The organism is Aeromonas sp. ASNIH5 (assembly GCF_002902865.1).
Lineage (GTDB): Bacteria > Pseudomonadota > Gammaproteobacteria > Enterobacterales > Aeromonadaceae > Aeromonas > Aeromonas caviae.
This window is the reverse complement of sequence record NZ_CP026122.1, coordinates 2,051,452-2,067,494: the sequence shown is the minus strand read 5'-3', so window position 1 is coordinate 2,067,494 and position 16,043 is coordinate 2,051,452. Positions and strand designations below refer to the sequence as shown.

General features: G+C 65.9%; 17 protein-coding genes. 3 read left to right on the top strand and 14 right to left on the bottom strand.

Translation table 11 applies throughout. The features are described 5' to 3' along the window. Window positions 1-15: 15 nt before the first annotated feature. The 13 genes from C2U30_RS09500 to C2U30_RS09445 are packed head-to-tail and all read right to left on the bottom strand — an operon-like array spanning window position 16 to window position 12,021. Window positions 16-915, bottom strand: a complete 900-nt coding sequence (locus C2U30_RS09500; protein ID WP_003090267.1) for a ribose-phosphate pyrophosphokinase — start codon at window positions 913-915, stop codon at window positions 16-18. Then, window positions 912-2,453 (bottom strand): thymidine phosphorylase family protein, encoded by a 1,542-nt coding sequence (locus tag C2U30_RS09495; RefSeq protein WP_034137607.1) that lies wholly within the window; start codon window positions 2,451-2,453, stop codon window positions 912-914. The genes C2U30_RS09500 and C2U30_RS09495 overlap by 4 nt, the downstream gene beginning before the upstream one ends. Continuing rightward, a complete protein-coding gene (locus C2U30_RS09490; protein WP_034137608.1) occupies window positions 2,450-3,811 on the bottom strand; it encodes an MBL fold metallo-hydrolase in 1,362 nt (453 codons plus the stop codon). Before C2U30_RS09490 ends, C2U30_RS09495 begins: the two co-directional genes overlap by 4 nt. Window positions 3,812-3,836: 25 nt before the next feature. Beyond that, window positions 3,837-4,334: a TPM domain-containing protein gene (locus tag C2U30_RS09485; RefSeq protein ID WP_034137662.1), complete on the bottom strand. Its 498-nt coding sequence runs from the start codon at window positions 4,332-4,334 to the stop codon at window positions 3,837-3,839. A gap of 1 nt (window position 4,335) precedes the next feature. Then, a complete protein-coding gene (locus tag C2U30_RS09480) occupies window positions 4,336-5,241 on the bottom strand; it encodes a TPM domain-containing protein (RefSeq protein ID WP_034137609.1) in 906 nt (301 codons plus the stop codon). A 1-nt stretch (window position 5,242) separates the two neighbouring features. Beyond that, complete coding sequence (locus C2U30_RS09475; protein WP_023087277.1) at window positions 5,243-5,854, bottom strand: LemA family protein; 612 nt, start codon at window positions 5,852-5,854, stop codon at window positions 5,243-5,245. Then, entirely contained in the window at window positions 5,851-7,158 is a 1,308-nt protein-coding gene (locus tag C2U30_RS09470) for an MFS transporter (RefSeq protein ID WP_080761414.1), read from the bottom strand. Before C2U30_RS09470 ends, C2U30_RS09475 begins: the two co-directional genes overlap by 4 nt. Window positions 7,159-7,189: 31 nt before the next feature. Next, a complete protein-coding gene (locus C2U30_RS09465) occupies window positions 7,190-9,655 on the bottom strand; it encodes a heavy metal translocating P-type ATPase (protein WP_023098532.1) in 2,466 nt (821 codons plus the stop codon). A gap of 32 nt (window positions 9,656-9,687) precedes the next feature. Beyond that, a complete protein-coding gene (gene ppk2, locus C2U30_RS09460) occupies window positions 9,688-10,551 on the bottom strand; it encodes a polyphosphate kinase 2 (protein WP_003090242.1) in 864 nt (287 codons plus the stop codon). A 10-nt stretch (window positions 10,552-10,561) separates the two neighbouring features. Continuing rightward, window positions 10,562-10,720, bottom strand: a complete 159-nt coding sequence (locus tag C2U30_RS22780) for a hypothetical protein (protein WP_170245403.1) — start codon at window positions 10,718-10,720, stop codon at window positions 10,562-10,564. Window position 10,721: 1 nt separating this feature from the next. Beyond that, entirely contained in the window at window positions 10,722-11,372 is a 651-nt protein-coding gene (locus C2U30_RS09455; RefSeq protein WP_003090238.1) for a methyltransferase family protein, read from the bottom strand. Further along, a complete protein-coding gene (locus tag C2U30_RS09450) occupies window positions 11,369-11,608 on the bottom strand; it encodes a DUF2933 domain-containing protein (RefSeq protein ID WP_034137611.1) in 240 nt (79 codons plus the stop codon). The genes C2U30_RS09455 and C2U30_RS09450 overlap by 4 nt, the downstream gene beginning before the upstream one ends. Before the next feature lie 11 nt (window positions 11,609-11,619). Then, on the bottom strand, window positions 11,620-12,021 hold the full coding sequence (locus C2U30_RS09445) for a hypothetical protein (RefSeq protein WP_034137612.1): 402 nt from the start codon (window positions 12,019-12,021) through the stop codon (window positions 11,620-11,622). A 212-nt stretch (window positions 12,022-12,233) separates the two neighbouring features. Between C2U30_RS09445 and C2U30_RS09440 the strand changes: the two genes are divergently transcribed. Beyond that, window positions 12,234-12,758: a hypothetical protein gene (locus tag C2U30_RS09440; RefSeq protein ID WP_034137663.1), complete on the top strand. Its 525-nt coding sequence runs from the start codon at window positions 12,234-12,236 to the stop codon at window positions 12,756-12,758. Beyond that, window positions 12,755-13,177 carry a MerR family transcriptional regulator gene (locus tag C2U30_RS09435; protein ID WP_034137613.1) on the top strand — a complete coding sequence of 141 codons (423 nt, stop codon included), beginning with the start codon at window positions 12,755-12,757 and terminating at the stop codon, window positions 13,175-13,177. Before C2U30_RS09440 ends, C2U30_RS09435 begins: the two co-directional genes overlap by 4 nt. Before the next feature lie 55 nt (window positions 13,178-13,232). On the opposite strand, the gene mobH is transcribed toward C2U30_RS09435, so the two are convergent. Then, the gene (mobH, locus tag C2U30_RS09430) at window positions 13,233-15,095 is read right to left on the bottom strand and encodes a MobH family relaxase (RefSeq protein ID WP_034137614.1); all 1,863 of its coding nucleotides are present in this window, start codon (window positions 15,093-15,095) and stop codon (window positions 13,233-13,235) included. Window positions 15,096-15,410: 315 nt separating this feature from the next. Between mobH and C2U30_RS09420 the strand changes: the two genes are divergently transcribed. Next, on the top strand, window positions 15,411-16,037 hold the full coding sequence (locus tag C2U30_RS09420; RefSeq protein WP_003109769.1) for a hypothetical protein: 627 nt from the start codon (window positions 15,411-15,413) through the stop codon (window positions 16,035-16,037). Window positions 16,038-16,043 lie beyond the last annotated feature (6 nt).

Here is a 16,043-nt window from a genome sequence, read left to right as displayed (position 1 = left end):
GCGCGGCGCAGCGGCTCATGGCGCGCCGGCTTCCATCAGTTCCTGCACCGCTGTCGCCAGCGGTGCCACCACGCTGATGCCGTTGGAGACATGCGGCACGGTGTCGCAGGTCACCACCCGCTGGGGTCCTGCCGCAAGAAGTGCGTGGTACGCGTCGGCGGCGAATAGGGCGTGCACCCCGATGCACACCGGTGGCGGCAATCCCACGCTGCGCACACTGGCGATTGCCTGGATCATCGTGCGCGCGCTGGACACGATGTCATCGATGAGCACGGGCTGGCGGTCTGCCAGGGCCGCGGTGTCGGGAAGGCTGACCTCCACGTCCTTGTCGCCCCGGCGGATCTTCTGCAACACCGTGAACGGCGCGCCAGCCAAGCGCGCGACTTCCTGGACCCATTGCTCGCTTTCCGCATCGGGTCCGATCAACACGGGACGGTCCACATGGGCTGCGACCCAGGCCGCGATGGCGGGCGCGGACTGGACCACACGGGTCGGCACCCGGTAGACCTCGCCGAGCGAGCGGTAGCGGTGCAGATGGGGATCGACGGTGACGATACCGTCGAACACCGTCGACACCAGCGCAGCGAACGTGCGGGACGTGATGGCTTCGCCCGTGTTGAAGCGCCGGTCCTGACGCAGGTACGCCAGGTACGGGGCAGCCAGCAACACGCGGGTGGCGCCGAGGTCGCGCGCTGCGTCCGCGGCGAACAACAAGGGCAGCGCCTTGGCGTCCGGCTGGGCCAGGCTGGCCACGATCACGACGGTGCGGCCGGTGACGTCGGCGTCCAGCCGCACCAGCGACTCGCCGTCCGGGAACCGGTGCAGTTGCAGGGCAGCCCGCTGCGCGCCCAACGCCCGGATCAGTCCATCGGCGAAGTCTTCGTCGCCCGGCAGGTGAAAAACGAGAGGTTTCATAGGTTCTCCGAAATCTGGAAGATCGGTGGGCGCGAGCGGACGAACTGCAGCGCATAGGCCAGTTCGCCCGGCGCCTGGGCGTGCAGCGTGAAGAGCGGCTGTCCCGCTTCGACCTGGTCGCCCAGGCGCGCATGCACGTCGATGCCGGCGGCAGCGGCGGTCGGTGCTCCGGCGAGCTTGGCCGCCCGCGCGAGCAGCCGGTTGTCGATTCGGGAGACCCGTCCCGTGGACGGCGATGCGACGGTGTGCCGATGCGTTGCCACCGGGATGCTGCGCAGGCCGCCCTGCTCAGCGCAGATCGCCTGGAACGTGGCCCAGGCGCGGCCGTCGGCCAGCACCTGCGCGGCGAGCGTCAGGCCGCCGCCGGCGGGCGCTGCACCGCCCATTTCGAGGATGTCCGCCGCCAGCCGCAACGCTCGCTCCCGCAGGTCGGCCGGGGCCTCGGGCGTCCCTTGTAGGACGGCCAGCACGTCGCGGGCCTCCAGTGCCGGGCCGATCCCGCGGCCGACCGGCTGCTCACCATCGGTGACGCGCAAGGCCACGTGCAGGCCGATGGCGCTGCCCACCTCCTGCAGGCGCCGACCGAGCGCCGCCGCGGCCTGCGCGCTGCGCACTTTGGCGGTGGCACCCACGGGCAGGTCGATCAGCACATGGGTCGAGCCCGCGGCGGCCTTCTTGGACAGGACCGAGGCGACGAGCTGGCCCTCGCTGTCGAGGTCCAGCGGCCGCTCGACGCGGATGAGGATGTCGTCGGCGGGGCTGAGCCGTACCGAGCCGCCCCAGACGATGCAGCCGCCCGTGCGTTCGACCACGCGCCGCATGCTCGGCACATCCAGGTTCACCGGCGCCAGCACCTCCATCGTGTCGGCCGTCCCGGCCGGCGAGGTGATGGCGCGCGAGGAGGTCTTGGGCATCGTGAGGCCGCAGGCGGCCACGATGGGCACCACGAGCAGGGTCGTGCGGTTGCCGGGCAGGCCGCCGACGCAATGCTTGTCCACCACCAGCGGGCGCCCCCAATCGATGCGGTCACCGACGCCAATCATGGCTTTCGTGAGCGAGACTGTCTCCGCGAGGTCCAGGCGATCGCCGGCGCAGGCGGTGATGAAGGTGGCCAGATGCAGGTCCGAGTAATGGCCCGCCGCGACGTCGGAGATGATGGCGCTGAACTCGGCATCGCCCAGGGCATTGCCGTAGACCTTGGCCCGGACATGGCTGAGCGAATCCAGCGGCGGTGCATGGGTCACCGTGACCAGCTGGCCCGGCTGCGCCCCCAGCGACGCCCATGCCGATTCGGACAGGCCAGCGACGTTCTCGGCCAGCCAATTCCCATCGACGACGCTGAGCGTCGCCACGATGCTGCGGCGGCCGGCCGTCAGCTGCACGCGCGCCTGGGTCGTGAAACCCTCCGACCGGCAGACAGGGCAGTCGCGCCGCATGTAGACCACCGGCTCCTGATGGGTGTCGATGCCGGTGCGCCACGCCTGCAGCGTGTTCACGCCATCCTCTCCGGTGCCGGTCTCGTGCAGGTGCGCCGTCATACCAGATCCACCGTCTGCAGGTACTCGGGCACGGCAACCGACCAGCCCAGTTCATGGTCGATCCGCGCGCGCAGCGCATCGGCCGCCTCCGGCTCGCCGTGGGTCACGAAGGTTCGGCGCGGTGTTTGCGTGAAGCCGCGCATCCACGCGAGGATCTCGTCGGCATCGGCGTGGGCGGAAAGGTTGTCGAGCGAGGCCACCTCGGCGCGGATCGGCACGTCCTGGCCATGGATGCGGACGGTGGACGCGCCGTGCACGATCGCGGCGCCACGGGTGCCGCCCGCCTGGTAGCCGGCGAACAGGATGGTGTTGCGATGGTCGGGCGCGAATGACTTGAGGTGGTGCACCACGCGTCCTCCCGTGGCCATGCCACTGGCGGAGATGATGACCATCGGTCCACGACCGGCGCTGAGCGCCTTGGAATCCTCGACCTTGTTGACGATCTTCGCGGCATGGCACATGCCCTCGCATTCCTCGGGCGAGAGCCGGTGCTCGTCGCGATGGGCGTGGTACAGCCGTGTGGCATCGATGGCCATCGGGCTGTCCAGGTACACGGGCAGGTGCTGGTGGATGCGCCCTTGCTTCTTGAGCTGGTAGATGCCGTACATCAGGCTCTGCGCTCGGCCGACAGCGAACGCGGGGATGACCACGACCCCTCCACGGGCGGCCGTCTTGTTGATGACAGTCTCCAGCTGCGCCAGTGCGTCGGACGCTTCATGCTTGCGGTTGCCGTAGGTGGATTCCACCAGCAGGTAGTCGGCGCCGGGGACCTGCACCGGCGAGCGCAGCACCGGGTCGTTAGGCCGGCCGATGTCGCCGGAGAAGAGCACGGATCGCCGGCCGTCGTTGAGGTGCACGAAGGCCGAGCCGAGCATGTGCCCGGAAGGCGTCAACCGCGCGGTGAGTCCGGGCAGCGCCTCGAAGTCCTGAGAGAACGGACGTGGCGCGAACAGCTTCAGGCAGCGCTCGGCGTCCTCACGGGTGTACAGCGGCAGCGCGGGCTGGTGTTTGGAGAAACCGTGCCGGTTGGCGAACTTCGCCTCTTCCTCCTGCAGATGGCCGCTGTCGGTGAGCAGGATCTTGCACAGCTCGTGCGTCGCGGACGTGCAGTAAACCCGGCCGCGAAAGCCTTGTCGCGCCAGCAGTGGCAGGTAGCCGCTGTGGTCGATGTGGGCGTGGGTGAGCACGACCGCGTCGACGGTCTTGGGCGCGACCGGCAGCGGCTCCCAGTTGCGCAGGCGCAGCTGCTTGAATCCCTGGAACAGACCGCAGTCCACCAGAATGGTCGCGTCGCCATGGCGCAGCAGGTATTTGGAACCGGTCACGGTGCCGGTGGCACCCAGAAACTGAAGTTGCATGGTAGGTCTCCAAGGATGTTGTCGTTCAAAGAAGGACCGGCCGATCCGGCAACTCGTTGCCGTGGTCCGCGCCCCGCGGAAAGTGCTGCACCAGCAGGTGGCTGACGGCCACGATGCCTTCCAGGGCTCCGGCCTCGAAGCGTCCCTGCGCAAACTGGGCTTCCATGCGCTGGCACACAGACGACCACCTTTCGGCACCGCAACAGGCATGGATGCCGCGATCGGCCACGATCTCCACGGCCCGGTCGGCCAGCAGCACGTAGATCAGGACACCGCTGTTGTGCGCCGTATCCCACACACCCAGGCGTGCGAACAGGTCCAGCGCCCGCTCGCCCGGCGATTGGTTGCGCCACAGTGGCGATCCGTCCAGCGCACCCTCGACCACGAAGCGCAGTTGGCCCCCATGCTGGAACTCTCCCGTGCGGATGGCCTGCTCGATCGCATCCAGGGCACGCGGGGGGAAGGCGCGGCGGACTGCGCGATCCGTGGTCGCAAGGTGGCGAAGAAGTCGTTGCATGTTCATCTCACCACCGTCCTGACGCGCCGCCGCCACCGAAGCCGCCGCCGCCGCCGCGGAATCCACCGCCACCACCGCCCAATCCTCCGCCCGGCCAGCCGCCTCCCCGGTGGCGCCCGTGCAGGCCGCCGTGGCCACCCATGCCGATGCCCAGCAGCGTGACGAGGAATCCCGCCAGTCCAGCCACCGCGGCCACCGCGAAGGTGCCCACCAACAGCCACGCAGCGGCACCCAGCACGCCAGCCGTGACCAGGGAGCCTGGAAGGCGACCGAGGGCGTTGCGCAGCACTCCGCCCAGCATCAGGGCCGCGACGAACAGGAAGGGCCAGGCCTGCCCGATGTCGTTGGTCTGCCCCTGGCGCCGTGGGTCCGCCGCAGGCAGGGCCTCGCCATCGATCACCCGCATGATCTGTTCGGCGCCTGCGGCGATGCCGCCGTCGAAATCGCCCTGGCGAAAGCGCGGCGTGATCACCTCGTCGATGATGCGCCGCGATACCACGTCGCTCAGCGCACCCTCGATGCCGTATCCGACTTCGATGCGCAGGGTGCGGTCGTCCTTGGCCACCAGGAGCAACGCGCCGTCGTCCACCTTGCGACGGCCGAGCTTCCATTGCTCTACCACCCGCAGGGCGTACTGCTCGACGGGTTCGGGCCGCGTCGAGCGGACCATCAGCACGGCGATCTGCACGCCCTTGCGTTGCTCGAAGGCCCGAAGCTGCGCATCCAGCGCGGCGACACGATCGGCGGCGAGCGTTCCCGTGAGATCGGTGACGCGCGCCTGCAGCGGGGGAACGGCGACCAACTCCTGCGCGGACGCGACCGAAAGGAACAGGCTCAGCAGCAGCCAGGCCAGAGCGTGGGCCAGCCGAAGAGGGGCCGCCGGAGAGAGCACCGCTGTTCTGGGCGTTCTCATGTCAGGGGCGCGCCGCCGGCGCCGAGGCGCCGAAATCGACCTGTGGCGGCGCCGCCATGGCCTTCTCGTCGGCGACCGAGAAATTGGGCTTGACGTCGTAGCTGAACAGCTTGGCCGTGATGTTGGTCGGGAAGCTGCGCGTGAGCACGTTGTAATCCTGCACCGCCTTCACGTAGCGCCCACGCGCCACGGTGATGCGGTTCTCCGTGCCCTCAAGTTGGGCACGCAGGTCTTGAAAAGCCTGGTTCGCCTTGAGTTGCGGGTAGTTCTCGCTCACCACCAGCAGCCGGCTCAGCGCGCCGGACAGTTCGCCCTGTGCCGCCTGGAACTTCTGGAACGCCTCGGGGTTGTTGACGAGTTCCGGCGTGGCCTGGATCGAGGTCGCCTTCGCGCGGGCCTCGACCACCCTGGTCAGCGTCTCCTGCTCGAAGTTGGTCTCGCCCTTGACGGTCGCGACGATGTTCGGGATCAGGTCGGCGCGCCGCTGGTACTGGTTCAGCACCTCGGACCAGGCGGACTTGGTCTGCTCGTCCAGCCGCTGGAAGTCGTTGTAGCCGCATCCGCTCAGCGACAGGGCAAGCGCTGCAAGCAGGGACATCAGGATCAGTCTCATGGTTCGGTTTCCGTGGAAGTGAGAAAAGTGCGGGACGGTGAAGCGCTCACCAGGACGGGGTTGGCTGGCCACCAATGCCGCGGAATGAGCAGCAGCGCGAGTGTGGCGGCCAGTGGAATCGACAGCCACGCAAAGGTGCTCTGCATCACAGCGCCGAAGAGCCATCCGGTGGCGGCCGATCCCAGTGTTTGTCCGAGGCCGGCTGCCGCGGCGAGCCCTCCCATCGCGATACCGAGCCGCCGCGCCGAGGTGCCGGCAGCGAGGTAGGCCAGGGTGGGGAGCACAAGACCCGTGCCCGCAGCCGTGAAACTCACGCCGACGTACAGCCACATCTCGCTGCCATGGCGGGCCAGCATCAGGAGCCCGGCGATGCCCAGGACCATGCCGCAGGCCAGTACGCGGCGTGGGTCGGCGCGCTCCAGCAGGCCGGTGAAGAACAGCACCGCGTTGACGCCCAGCATCACCAGACTGCACTCGGCGAACATCAACGACACCTCTCGGGAGGAGAGATCGGGGTGGCGCTGGCCCTGCAGCACGATGCCGAGTTCAAAGCCGGCAAGCACGAACATGACCACACCGTTGAGAATCCAGAGCGCCAGGGAGCGGCTCCGGGGTGCTCCGTCGTGATCGGCTGCGTCCGCCTCTCCAAGGGAGGAAGGTGCGGGAAGCGTTGCGGCCAGGCCCAGCATCATCAGCGCGCCGAGCGCGGCCGAGAGTGCGATCACGAGCGTGGTCGATGAGCCCTGTACCAGCACGCTCAAGAAGCCCAGGCCGACAAGCCGTTCTGCAGCGGCGTTCAGGCCGGGGCCGAACAGGAACCCGAGCAGCGACATCGCACCCAGCCATGCAAAGCGCCTGGCGCGAATCGATTCTGCGGTGTACTGCGCGACGAGCGCCGGCACCACCGGCACGACCGCGGCCACAAAAAAGCCCGTCGCGCCGCGCAGCGCATAGATGCCGATCACGCCCAGGGACTCGGGGCGCAGCAGCGGGAGCAGGCTGGCCACGTAGCCGATCAGGCCCACCAGCAACACGCGGGCACGCCCCAGCCTGTCCGCCAGCATGCCCCACAGGGGCGCACCCAGCAGTATGCCCGCCGTGTAGATGCCGCTGAGGTAGCCGACATGGCGCGCAAGCGTCGCAGGATCCGCGTCGCCCATCAAGGGCCGCAGCCAGTCGGGGATCAAGGGCATCAGTGCCCCATATCCGGCCGAGACGACGAATACGGCCGCAGCGAGCCAACCCAGCTGCGCGACGCCGAGGTCTTGCTGGCGGGTGGGCCCGGATTCGCGCGGTGATCGCATGGCGCGGCTCTCTACCATGGTGGCCCGCCGCTCAGGCTGACGCGGCCGCTGGGACACTGGCACGCGACGTCACGCGCTTGATCCCCGGCAGGCGCGTGCGCTTGAGCATCAGCGCATTGATCGCGACGATCGCGGAACTGCCCGACATGGACAATGCAGCGACCTCGGGCGACAAGGTGAACGGATACAGCACCCCGGCGGCCAGCGGGAAGGCGATCACGTTGTAGGCCACGGCCCACCAGAGGTTCTGGTGCATCTTGCGCAGCGTCGCCCGGGACAGTTCGATGGCCCCGACCACGTCGTAGGGGTCACTCTTCATCAACACCACCTGGGCGCTTTCCATCGCAACGTCCGTCCCCGCGCCAATCGCAAAGCCCACGTCGGCCTGCGTCAGCGCCGGAGCGTCGTTGATGCCGTCGCCGACCATGCCGACCTTGTGACCCTGCTGCTGCAGTTCCTTGATCTTGGAAGCCTTCTGCCCGGGCAACACATCCGCAAGCACGATGTCGATACCCAGTTCCTTGCCGATGCGCTCGGCGGTCGCCTGGTTGTCCCCGGTCAGCATCGCGACCTTCACGCCGCGTGCCTGCAGCTTGGCGATCGTCTCGCGCGAGGTCGGCCGCACGGCATCGGCGATCGCGATGAGGCCGATCAGCCGGCCACCGCGCGCGACGTGGACCACAGTGCGCCCCCCGCCTTGCAGCCGCGCCGCCTCGCTGGCAAGGGGGGCCAGATCCACCTGTTCCGACTGCATCAGCAGCCGGTTGCCCAGGAGCACCGTCTCGCCCCCGATAGTGGCCCGTGCGCCTTGCCCATCGATGTTGGTGAAGTTCTCGGTGACCTCCGTCGGCATGTCTCCCGCACGCTTGAGCACTGCGAGCGCGAGGGGGTGCTCGGAGAACTTCTCCACTGCGGCGGCCGTCGCCAGAAGCCGCGTCTCCTCGACACCGGGCGCGGCCACCATCTCGACGACATCGGGCTGCCCCAGTGTCAAGGTGCCGGTCTTGTCGAACACCACGACCGTCAACTTGGTGGCGTTCTCCAATGCGGCCGCATTCTTGAAGAGAATGCCGTTCATTGCGCCCAGCCCGGTCCCGACCATGATGGCCATCGGGGTGGCCAGCCCCAGCGCATCAGGGCATGCGATCACGAACACGGTGATGGTCAGGGTGAGTGCGAACAGTAATGTCTGTCCCATCACCCAGTACCAGACGCTGAAGGTCAGCAGGCCAATCACGATCGCCGCCAGCACCAGCCACTGGGATGCGTGGTCGGCCAGCAGCTGGCCGGGGGCCTTCGAGTTCTGGGCCTCCTGGACCAGCTTGACAATCTGCGCCAAGGCCGTGTCCGCGCCGACCTTCGTGGCCTTGTAGCGAAAGCTCCCGCTCTTGTTGATGCTGGCGCCTACGACGGTGCTGCCCACGCCCTTCTTGACCGGCATGGACTCGCCCGTCAGCATCGACTCGTCCACTTGCGACGCGCCCTCGACGATCTCGCCATCCACCGGGATCTTGTCGCCGGGCTTGATCACGACCAGTTCCCCGGCTGCAACCTCGGCGGTCGGTACCTTGGTCTCCACCCCGTTGCGCACGACCGTGGCCATGGGTGGGGCGAGATCCATCAACGCGCGAATCGCGTCGGATGCGCCCGCGCGGGCGCGCATCTCCAGCCAGTGCCCCAGCAGGATGAAGACCAGCAGCACCGATGCCGCTTCATAGAACACCTCACCCTCGTAGAAGAAGGTCGCGCCGATGCTGAACAGGTAGCCGGTGCCCACCGACAGCACGACCAACGTGGCCATGTTGGCGACGCCGTTGCGCAGCGCGCGCCACGCCGCCACGTAGAAAGGCCAACCTGGATAGATGATCGCGGCACTTGCGAGGAAGAAAAGAAAGAGCTTGTCGTCCAGCCCGAACGGCGTCTGGAAGTCGCCGAACATCTTCCCCATCGGGGAATAGAAGAACACGGGAATGGCGAAGACCAGGGCCACGAAGAAGCGATTGCGCATGTCCCGAGCCATGTCCTGCATCGAGCCCGACCCGTGGCCCATGTCGTGCATCATGTCGGCCATCGCAGGGTCGCCTGCGTGGGCCTGGTGCGCAGCATGGGCGGCGGGCGTCGTGGCCGCAGCCTTCGCGCGTGCGGCCGTGGCGGGGGCATGCGCGTGGTGCCCCTCATGCCCCATCTCTTGCGCCTGACGTGCGGGTGCGCCGTGATGGCCGTGCACCGCATGGCTGGGGTCGGCAGAGACGCCAGCGGCGGGCGCGCACACGTGCTTGGGCGTCTGCTCGCCACGGCAGTGATAGCCGCATTCGGCGATGCGCTGGCGCAGATCCTCGACACTGAGTTGTCCCTCATCGAGATGGACCGTTGCGCTTCCCGCAACATAGTTGACATCTGCATGATGGACGCCGGGAAGCTGCAGCAGCTTGCGGCGTACTCCCTCCGCGCTCAGGCTCGATACGAGCCCTCCGACTTCAACGTTGATCGACTTCATGGCTGTTCTTCCTGTTCGCTGTGTTCGTGGTCTCAACGAGCGAGTCGGCCCGAGTCCAGGCAGTCCTGCGAGAACTCGAAGACGATCTCCCGGTCGGGAGCGATGACCTTGTGCTTCTTGCCGGCGTAGTGCAGCCGGGAGAGGATGTCTCTGATCAGGTTGAGCCTCGCCAACCGTTTGTTGTCGGCGTGCACGACAGACCAGGGCGCCGCGGCCGTATGGGTGCGCATGAACATCTCGTCGCGCGCCCGTGTATAGCCGTCCCAGTGCTTCAGCGCGACGGCATCCACCGGGCTCGACTTCCACTGTTTGAGGGGATCACGGCGGCGTTCCCCGAGCCGGCGGCTCTGCTCCTTCTTGCCGATGTCGAGGTAATACTTCAGCAGCTTGATGCCGGAGTTGACCAGCATCTCCTCGAACTTGGGCACTGAGTTCATGAATTCCTCGTGCTCCTCGGCGGTACAGAAGCCCATCACCGGTTCCACGCCCGCACGGTTGTACCAACTGCGGTTGAACACCACGAGCTCTTCGCCAACTGGCAGGTGCGGGACGTAGCGCTGGAAGTACCAGCCCGTGCGATCCCGGTCGGAGGGCTTTCCTAGCGCGACGACCCGTGTTTCCCGAGGACTCAGGTGTTCGACCAGCCGCTTGATGCTGCCGTCCTTGCCTGCGCCGTCCCTTCCCTCCAAGAGGATCAGGATACGGTCGTTGCATTTGATGAAATGCCGCTGCAGTTTCACCAGTTCGATCTGCAGCATGTGCAACTGTGCTTCGTAGTCCTCGCGGCCGATCGAGCGTGTCGCTGTCTCGTCGCGCGCTGAGCCGTGGGCAGTGCCGGTGCCGTCCACATCGGCCTTGTGCTTGGCGCCTTTGGCACCCTTCTTGTTCTTTGCCATGGGTTCTCCGTTAGGTCTGGTCGCAGGCGATCAGCATTGCGTGTGTCGACGCCCGGCGGGGCGCGGCGCTCATGTCCGCATCCGAGCGGGAGCCGCAGCCATCGCCTAGTCCGTAGGCTGCAGCCAGGTACGGTCGATTGATGCGCTGACGCCAGCGGGTCTTCTTCATGTCAGCCTCGCTGGCGCGTGTCCGAGAGGGAGGGAAGGAAGCGCGGCGTGCGCGCGGCATAGGCGTCGAACTCGGCGCCGAACTGCTTGCGCATGTCCTTCTCCTCGTTGACTGCCAGCCTCGAATACATCACGACGAGGAAGGGGAACATCAGCAGCGTCAACAGCGTCGGCCACTGCAGCAGAAAGCCGAAAAGGATCGCCACGAAGGCCACATACTGCGGGTGCCGAATCCTGGCGTATGGGCCGCTCACGGCAAGTTGGGCGTGCCGTTGCGCGTGGTAGAGCACCGTCCAGGCGCTCGACAGAAGCCAGAAGCCGCCCCCGATGAAGATGTAGCTTGCGATATGAAGCGGGCTGAAGTGAGGGTCGCCGCTCTCGCCCAGCAGGGTCGACCAGAGATGGCCGCTGTTGTGCGACAGCAAGTCCAGACTGGGATACTTGGTCTGAAGCCAGCCGGACAGCACGTACAGCGTCAGCGGAAAGCCGTACATCTCGACGAACAAGGCAACAATGAACGCTGCGAATGTCCCGAAGGTTCTCCAGTCGCGCGAGGTCTGCGGTTTGAAGAAGCTGAAGGCGAACATGATGAAGACCGCCGAGTTCACGAGGACGAGCAGCCAAAGCCCATAAGCGGGCGCATCGTGGTTCATTTGCGCTCTCCCGGGTACGGTGAATTCGCCTTGCTACCGTCGCCTGGTACGGCATGGCGATGCATCAGCACATGAGCGATGACGCAAGTCGCCAAGAGGACCAGTGGCAGCGCGGCCAGGTAGTGCCCGCGGTGTTCCGTCAGCAGCATGTAGATGCTCACGGCCAGGAAGACCAGAAAGCCCAGGAACCATCGCGAGCGCGAAAACCTTGGACCGGTGCGGTGAGAAGTTGTCATGGTTGTCCTCCTCACATCGCCGGCTCAGGCATCCGGTCCATCATCATCTGCATCATAGATTGGCACATGTCCATGCGCATTTCGAGCATTTGCTGCCGCTCAGCTGTCGGCGCCGACTCGGCTCCATCCTTCATTGCGCCCATCATCGCCATGCCAGCCCGCATGGCCTGCATGTGTTCGGCCATGAGCGCCTTGCGCTGCGCAGGCGTCTTCGCAGCCACCATCCGTTCGTGCATGGCCTGCATCGACTTCAGTTGCGCATCCATGCCCTCGGTGGTCGGCGCCCTTGGCGTCTCGGCCGCAGTCGGACTCGCACCTGCGGGGTGATGGGCCTGATGGTTGTCCTGCGCGAACGCAGACAAGGTGACCAGTGCGGCGCCAACGATGGCCGCGATCGAATGCGTGAATTTCATTTCTCTCTCCTTTAGCCGCGGGTGCCTGCCATTGGGGCGAAACCGATGTCGCCGCAAGCGGACAAAGCCCTATGAAAACTCCGTAGTCGGGTACAGAGTCAAGGCTTATGAGTTGTGCGCCGGCTGTGACCGACACGGCAACTCAAAAGGAGGCGCTACAGCGCGAGACGCTCAAACAGCAGCCAGGAAGGCTGCTTTGGAGGAGGCCGCTCGTGACCCCTCGATGGGATGGCTCGCAGAGCCAACGTCGGAGCCAGCAGCTGGTCTCCATAGGCGGGAGGCGCCAAACCGACGAGGTCGAACGCGAAGGTTGGTGCTTTCTGAATGGCGGACTGGTTGACGTCGCCGCAGAGCTTCAGGCACGGGGCCTTCGACGGGTCGTGGGAACCTTCTTCGTGCTCACCATGGAGGCCTTCATGATTTCCATGCCCGGACGATGGGACATGCTCATATCCGACAGCATGCCGATGTTGCTGCGGAGACTCCAGAAGGCAGGCATTGGCCACCCCGGCCCCGAGCGCAAACAGCCATACCCCGAGCACCATCCACGCGATGGCGCGAATCCTGCGGTGGTTGAGAAGTGTGCGCATGTGCGGCCTATTGACCCATTGACACCTGTGATCATATTCCCAACTGAGCTGCGGGAAATTGATTTGGATCAAATGGAGGCAAGGGTCAACTACGCGGTACTGCGTTATCCTGTGTTGCTCGTGAATAGACAGTGGATCGCTCGATGAACGAAGGTTTGGGTGATTGGATGACGGTCGGCAGGCTGGCGAAGGTCGCTGGCGTCGGCGTGGAGACAATCCGCTACTACCAGGGACGTGGCCTTTTGCCGATTCCGAAAAACGCCGGCAGCTTCCGGCGCTACCCCGGTTCGATGATCCAGCGGATCGGCTTCATCAAGCGCGCTCAGAGCCTTGGGTTCTCGCTGGACGAGGTGAAATCGCTCTTGGACCTGGAGGATGGGCGGAATCGCCGTGCTATTCAGACGGTGACACGGCGGCGCCTTGACCAGATCGATGAGAAGGTCGGCGATCTTGAGCGCATGCGAGGCGCTCTGCGGGACATGCTGGTGAGGTGCGAAGAGACGGGAGAGGCGCTGCCTTGTCCCATCATCGCTGCGCTGATGGCGCCTTTGACTCCCTCCGAATGAAGGTATGGCGTGGGAGCCAGTCCCGGCGAAGTTGAGAAGTTCATGTTGACCCTCGTCACCTTCCTGAAGTCTCGTCGCCGTGTTTGGTGTCACCCAACAGGCATAGATAGGGATTGCTCGGAGGCGTTTCCGGGAAAAGCAGGCTCGAATCTTCCAGAAGGTATCCGTGCAGGCGGCGGGACTTTCTTGGCCCGGTGACTTCGCACGTCCAAATGTTCAGGCCATTGGGGTGCTTGACGTGTAGTTGGAGCTTTTCAAAGCGCTTCTGCACCCACTGCCAATCCTGTTGCTCTTCTTGCCTGGCCAGTGCGTCCACTTGCGGATGCTCCTGCGCATAGCGTTGGAAGACGCCTGGGCTGACGAGATAGGCGGTGCCGCTCACGGTATGCACGAGCGCCTTCGCGTCGTTGATGATGAGCCGGCGGGAAGCGATGCCCTGTTTCAGCCACGCTATGAAGTGCTCTCCGGATGGCTGCGTTGTCCTGGGCGTCGGCGCTGGGGACGAACGCTGAGGGGTGGTCAAGGGTGGCGCTTCGGTACGCGCGGCAGACACCAGCTCAGAAAGTGCTTCAGCATCCTGCCGGGTCGCGGGTGAATCCCCCATGCCCACCATCGAAAGCATGTCTTCCATCGCGTCGGGCAGCGGCTCACCTTCCGTTGAAGGAGAGGAGTTACCTTTCTCCCATGGCGGAACCTCTTGGCCCTCCGAAGCGGACTGCGCTTCTGCCGGCGGAATGGTGGCGGACACATCGGCCTCTTTGGCCGTGGCCGCCGCGTCGATCGACACCGTGCCGGTAAACGGCGCCGGCCTCTCGCGTGGCTCCCAGATCAGCGCGGGCGCGAGGCGCAACAAGGTGAACGAGTGGGACCAGCCGGTGGAACTGGTCACGGTCGCACGCCAGATCGCCTTGCCGTCGGGCGTGGGCCACAGCATGCCGTGATCCTGCAGGACGTTGAACACCGCGGTGTTGTTCGCGGGGATGCCATCGACACCTTGGGACAACAGATGCGCACGCAATTTGTCCGATACCGTCTTGCTCACCAGCCACAGCGTGTCCTCGGTGAGCCAGCCATCGGAGGCTTCGGGCTGGTTCAGCTTCAGCTCTTCCTTGAGCAGGTAGCGCAGTCCGTTGACCAGCTTGCGTTGCAGCGAGTGCTTAGGCGCGGCCATGGCGCGCGCGGGATCGCCGCCCAGTTCCTGGGCCACGGAAGCGCGGTCGGCCTGTACGACCAGTTCGCCCAGCACACCGGCGTGCTCGTACTGGCCGGCCAGGACGTAGAGCAGCGGTCCCCACAGGTCGGGATAGCCACTGAGCCAGTCCAGGGCATCACGGTCGAGCAGTTGACGGTAGAGTAAACCTGTCGCGGCGCTGTGGAGCCGATATTCCCGATCGTCGCGGTAGCGGAAGCGGTATGGCTGGTGCAGCGGGCCGTGCCAGGGGTGCCACAGCGAGCCGTCGGACAGTTCGACGTGCAGATCGACGGCGATCTTGCCGATGTCGTGCAGCAGCGCGGCATAAGCGACTGCGGCAGTCCAGGCTTCAGACTGCGCCGCCTGGTCTTCGGGACTGCCGCCAATGGGCAGCAGATGGGACTGCCGCAGCTTGAGCGCATAGGCGACGATCTCCAACCCGTGATCCAGCATGCCGCCGGGGTAAGCGTGGTGATGGCTTTCCGATGCGGGGAATTGTTGGACCAACTCGGCGTAGTGCTCCAGCGGCGTGCGGTATAGGGTGGCGAACTGCCGCCGCGACAGCGACGTGCGCTGCCAGATGTGTTCCAGCAGCTTCTGCCGGCGCGGTGTTGCCAGCAGCGATGCGGCCGATTCGGGCCGCAGCAACCCTTTCGGGAGGTCGGTGGCGGGCGCTGGCGACGGGGCAGCGACCGGGGGCCGTTTTCGCTGGAACAGGGAGAGCATGCGGGTGTCCTCTGGGGGGCCGGCCGGGAGGCCTTTTCGCCTTTTCGAGGTAGGGCCTTTCCCCTTGCACCCCATTCCCTTGCCGTTTCGGCCCTTTGGCCTTTAACCGTTTCGGTATAGCCGGGCCTGGGTTGCGTCTCCAGCGTCAATGTGGAACCCGCACGAATGGATTGGACGGAGACCTGGCGCTGGCCCCTGCCTATGCTGCGGGGACGCTACCCCCGGCAGGTAGGCTCTCGCTCAGGAGACTAAGTTGACAAATGCGACAAGGGCGACTAGAGTGAATCCTGTCTCAAACCTGCTTGGGAGATGACCATGCCCACCGCCATTGAATTCATTGCCGATCGTCTGCCGCGCGTCACCGTGGAGGACGTGCGCCGTTTCGCGGATACCGTTGAAATCCGGGATGCGCCGGCTTTCGCGGCCGAGTTGCAGGCGTTCATTCACGAGCGCGTGGAGGCGGTAAAACTGCCAGCCAACCTCGAAGGCGAAACGGTGGAGCAGGCCCTGGCGCGCAAGGCGGCCGCGCTGCGCACCGAAACGCGCTGGACCCCGACTGAAACCGACGTCCAGCGAGGCCGCGCCGTGTTGCTGGAATCCTTCAACCAGCCGCACAACCTGCCGATCCCCGAGTACGCCAAGCTGGCGGACAAGTCGCGCCAGCAGATCTACAAGGACATCCTCGCGCGCCGGCTGCTGGCGCTGAATGTGGGGCCGCGCGGCCAGAAGCTGCCCGACTGGCAGCTCGACCCGGTGAAGCAGCAGTTGACCCAAACCGTGCTTCAAGAGGTCGAGGGCATCGACCACTGGACGATCTACCGCGCACTATCCGAACCGCTCGAAGGCTTGGGCGGACGCTCGCCGGTGGATGCGGTGACGCATGGCACAATCGATGACGTGGCCGAAGCGGTGTTCAACGTGCTGGGCGTCCAGGTGCATTGAGGCAAG

Excerpts from the sequence above, each read along its gene's own strand:
- C2U30_RS09500 (WP_003090267.1), bottom strand. The coding sequence starts at position 915 with ATGAAACCTCTCGTTTTTCACCTGCCGGGCGACGAAGACTTCGCCGAT.
- C2U30_RS09495 (WP_034137607.1), bottom strand. The coding sequence starts at position 2,453 with ATGACGGCGCACCTGCACGAGACCGGCACCGGAGAGGATGGCGTGAAC.
- C2U30_RS09490 (WP_034137608.1), bottom strand. The coding sequence starts at position 3,811 with ATGCAACTTCAGTTTCTGGGTGCCACCGGCACCGTGACCGGTTCCAAA.
- C2U30_RS09485 (WP_034137662.1), bottom strand. The coding sequence starts at position 4,334 with ATGAACATGCAACGACTTCTTCGCCACCTTGCGACCACGGATCGCGCA.
- C2U30_RS09480 (WP_034137609.1), bottom strand. The coding sequence starts at position 5,241 with ATGAGAACGCCCAGAACAGCGGTGCTCTCTCCGGCGGCCCCTCTTCGG.
- C2U30_RS09475 (WP_023087277.1), bottom strand. The coding sequence starts at position 5,854 with ATGAGACTGATCCTGATGTCCCTGCTTGCAGCGCTTGCCCTGTCGCTG.
- C2U30_RS09470 (WP_080761414.1), bottom strand. The coding sequence starts at position 7,158 with ATGCGATCACCGCGCGAATCCGGGCCCACCCGCCAGCAAGACCTCGGC.
- C2U30_RS09465 (WP_023098532.1), bottom strand. The coding sequence starts at position 9,655 with ATGAAGTCGATCAACGTTGAAGTCGGAGGGCTCGTATCGAGCCTGAGC.
- ppk2 (WP_003090242.1), bottom strand. The coding sequence starts at position 10,551 with ATGGCAAAGAACAAGAAGGGTGCCAAAGGCGCCAAGCACAAGGCCGAT.
- C2U30_RS22780 (WP_170245403.1), bottom strand. The coding sequence starts at position 10,720 with ATGAAGAAGACCCGCTGGCGTCAGCGCATCAATCGACCGTACCTGGCT.
- C2U30_RS09455 (WP_003090238.1), bottom strand. The coding sequence starts at position 11,372 with ATGAACCACGATGCGCCCGCTTATGGGCTTTGGCTGCTCGTCCTCGTG.
- C2U30_RS09450 (WP_034137611.1), bottom strand. The coding sequence starts at position 11,608 with ATGACAACTTCTCACCGCACCGGTCCAAGGTTTTCGCGCTCGCGATGG.
- C2U30_RS09445 (WP_034137612.1), bottom strand. The coding sequence starts at position 12,021 with ATGAAATTCACGCATTCGATCGCGGCCATCGTTGGCGCCGCACTGGTC.
- C2U30_RS09435 (WP_034137613.1), top strand. The coding sequence starts at position 12,755 with ATGAACGAAGGTTTGGGTGATTGGATGACGGTCGGCAGGCTGGCGAAG.
- mobH (WP_034137614.1), bottom strand. The coding sequence starts at position 15,095 with ATGCTCTCCCTGTTCCAGCGAAAACGGCCCCCGGTCGCTGCCCCGTCG.
- C2U30_RS09420 (WP_003109769.1), top strand. The coding sequence starts at position 15,411 with ATGCCCACCGCCATTGAATTCATTGCCGATCGTCTGCCGCGCGTCACC.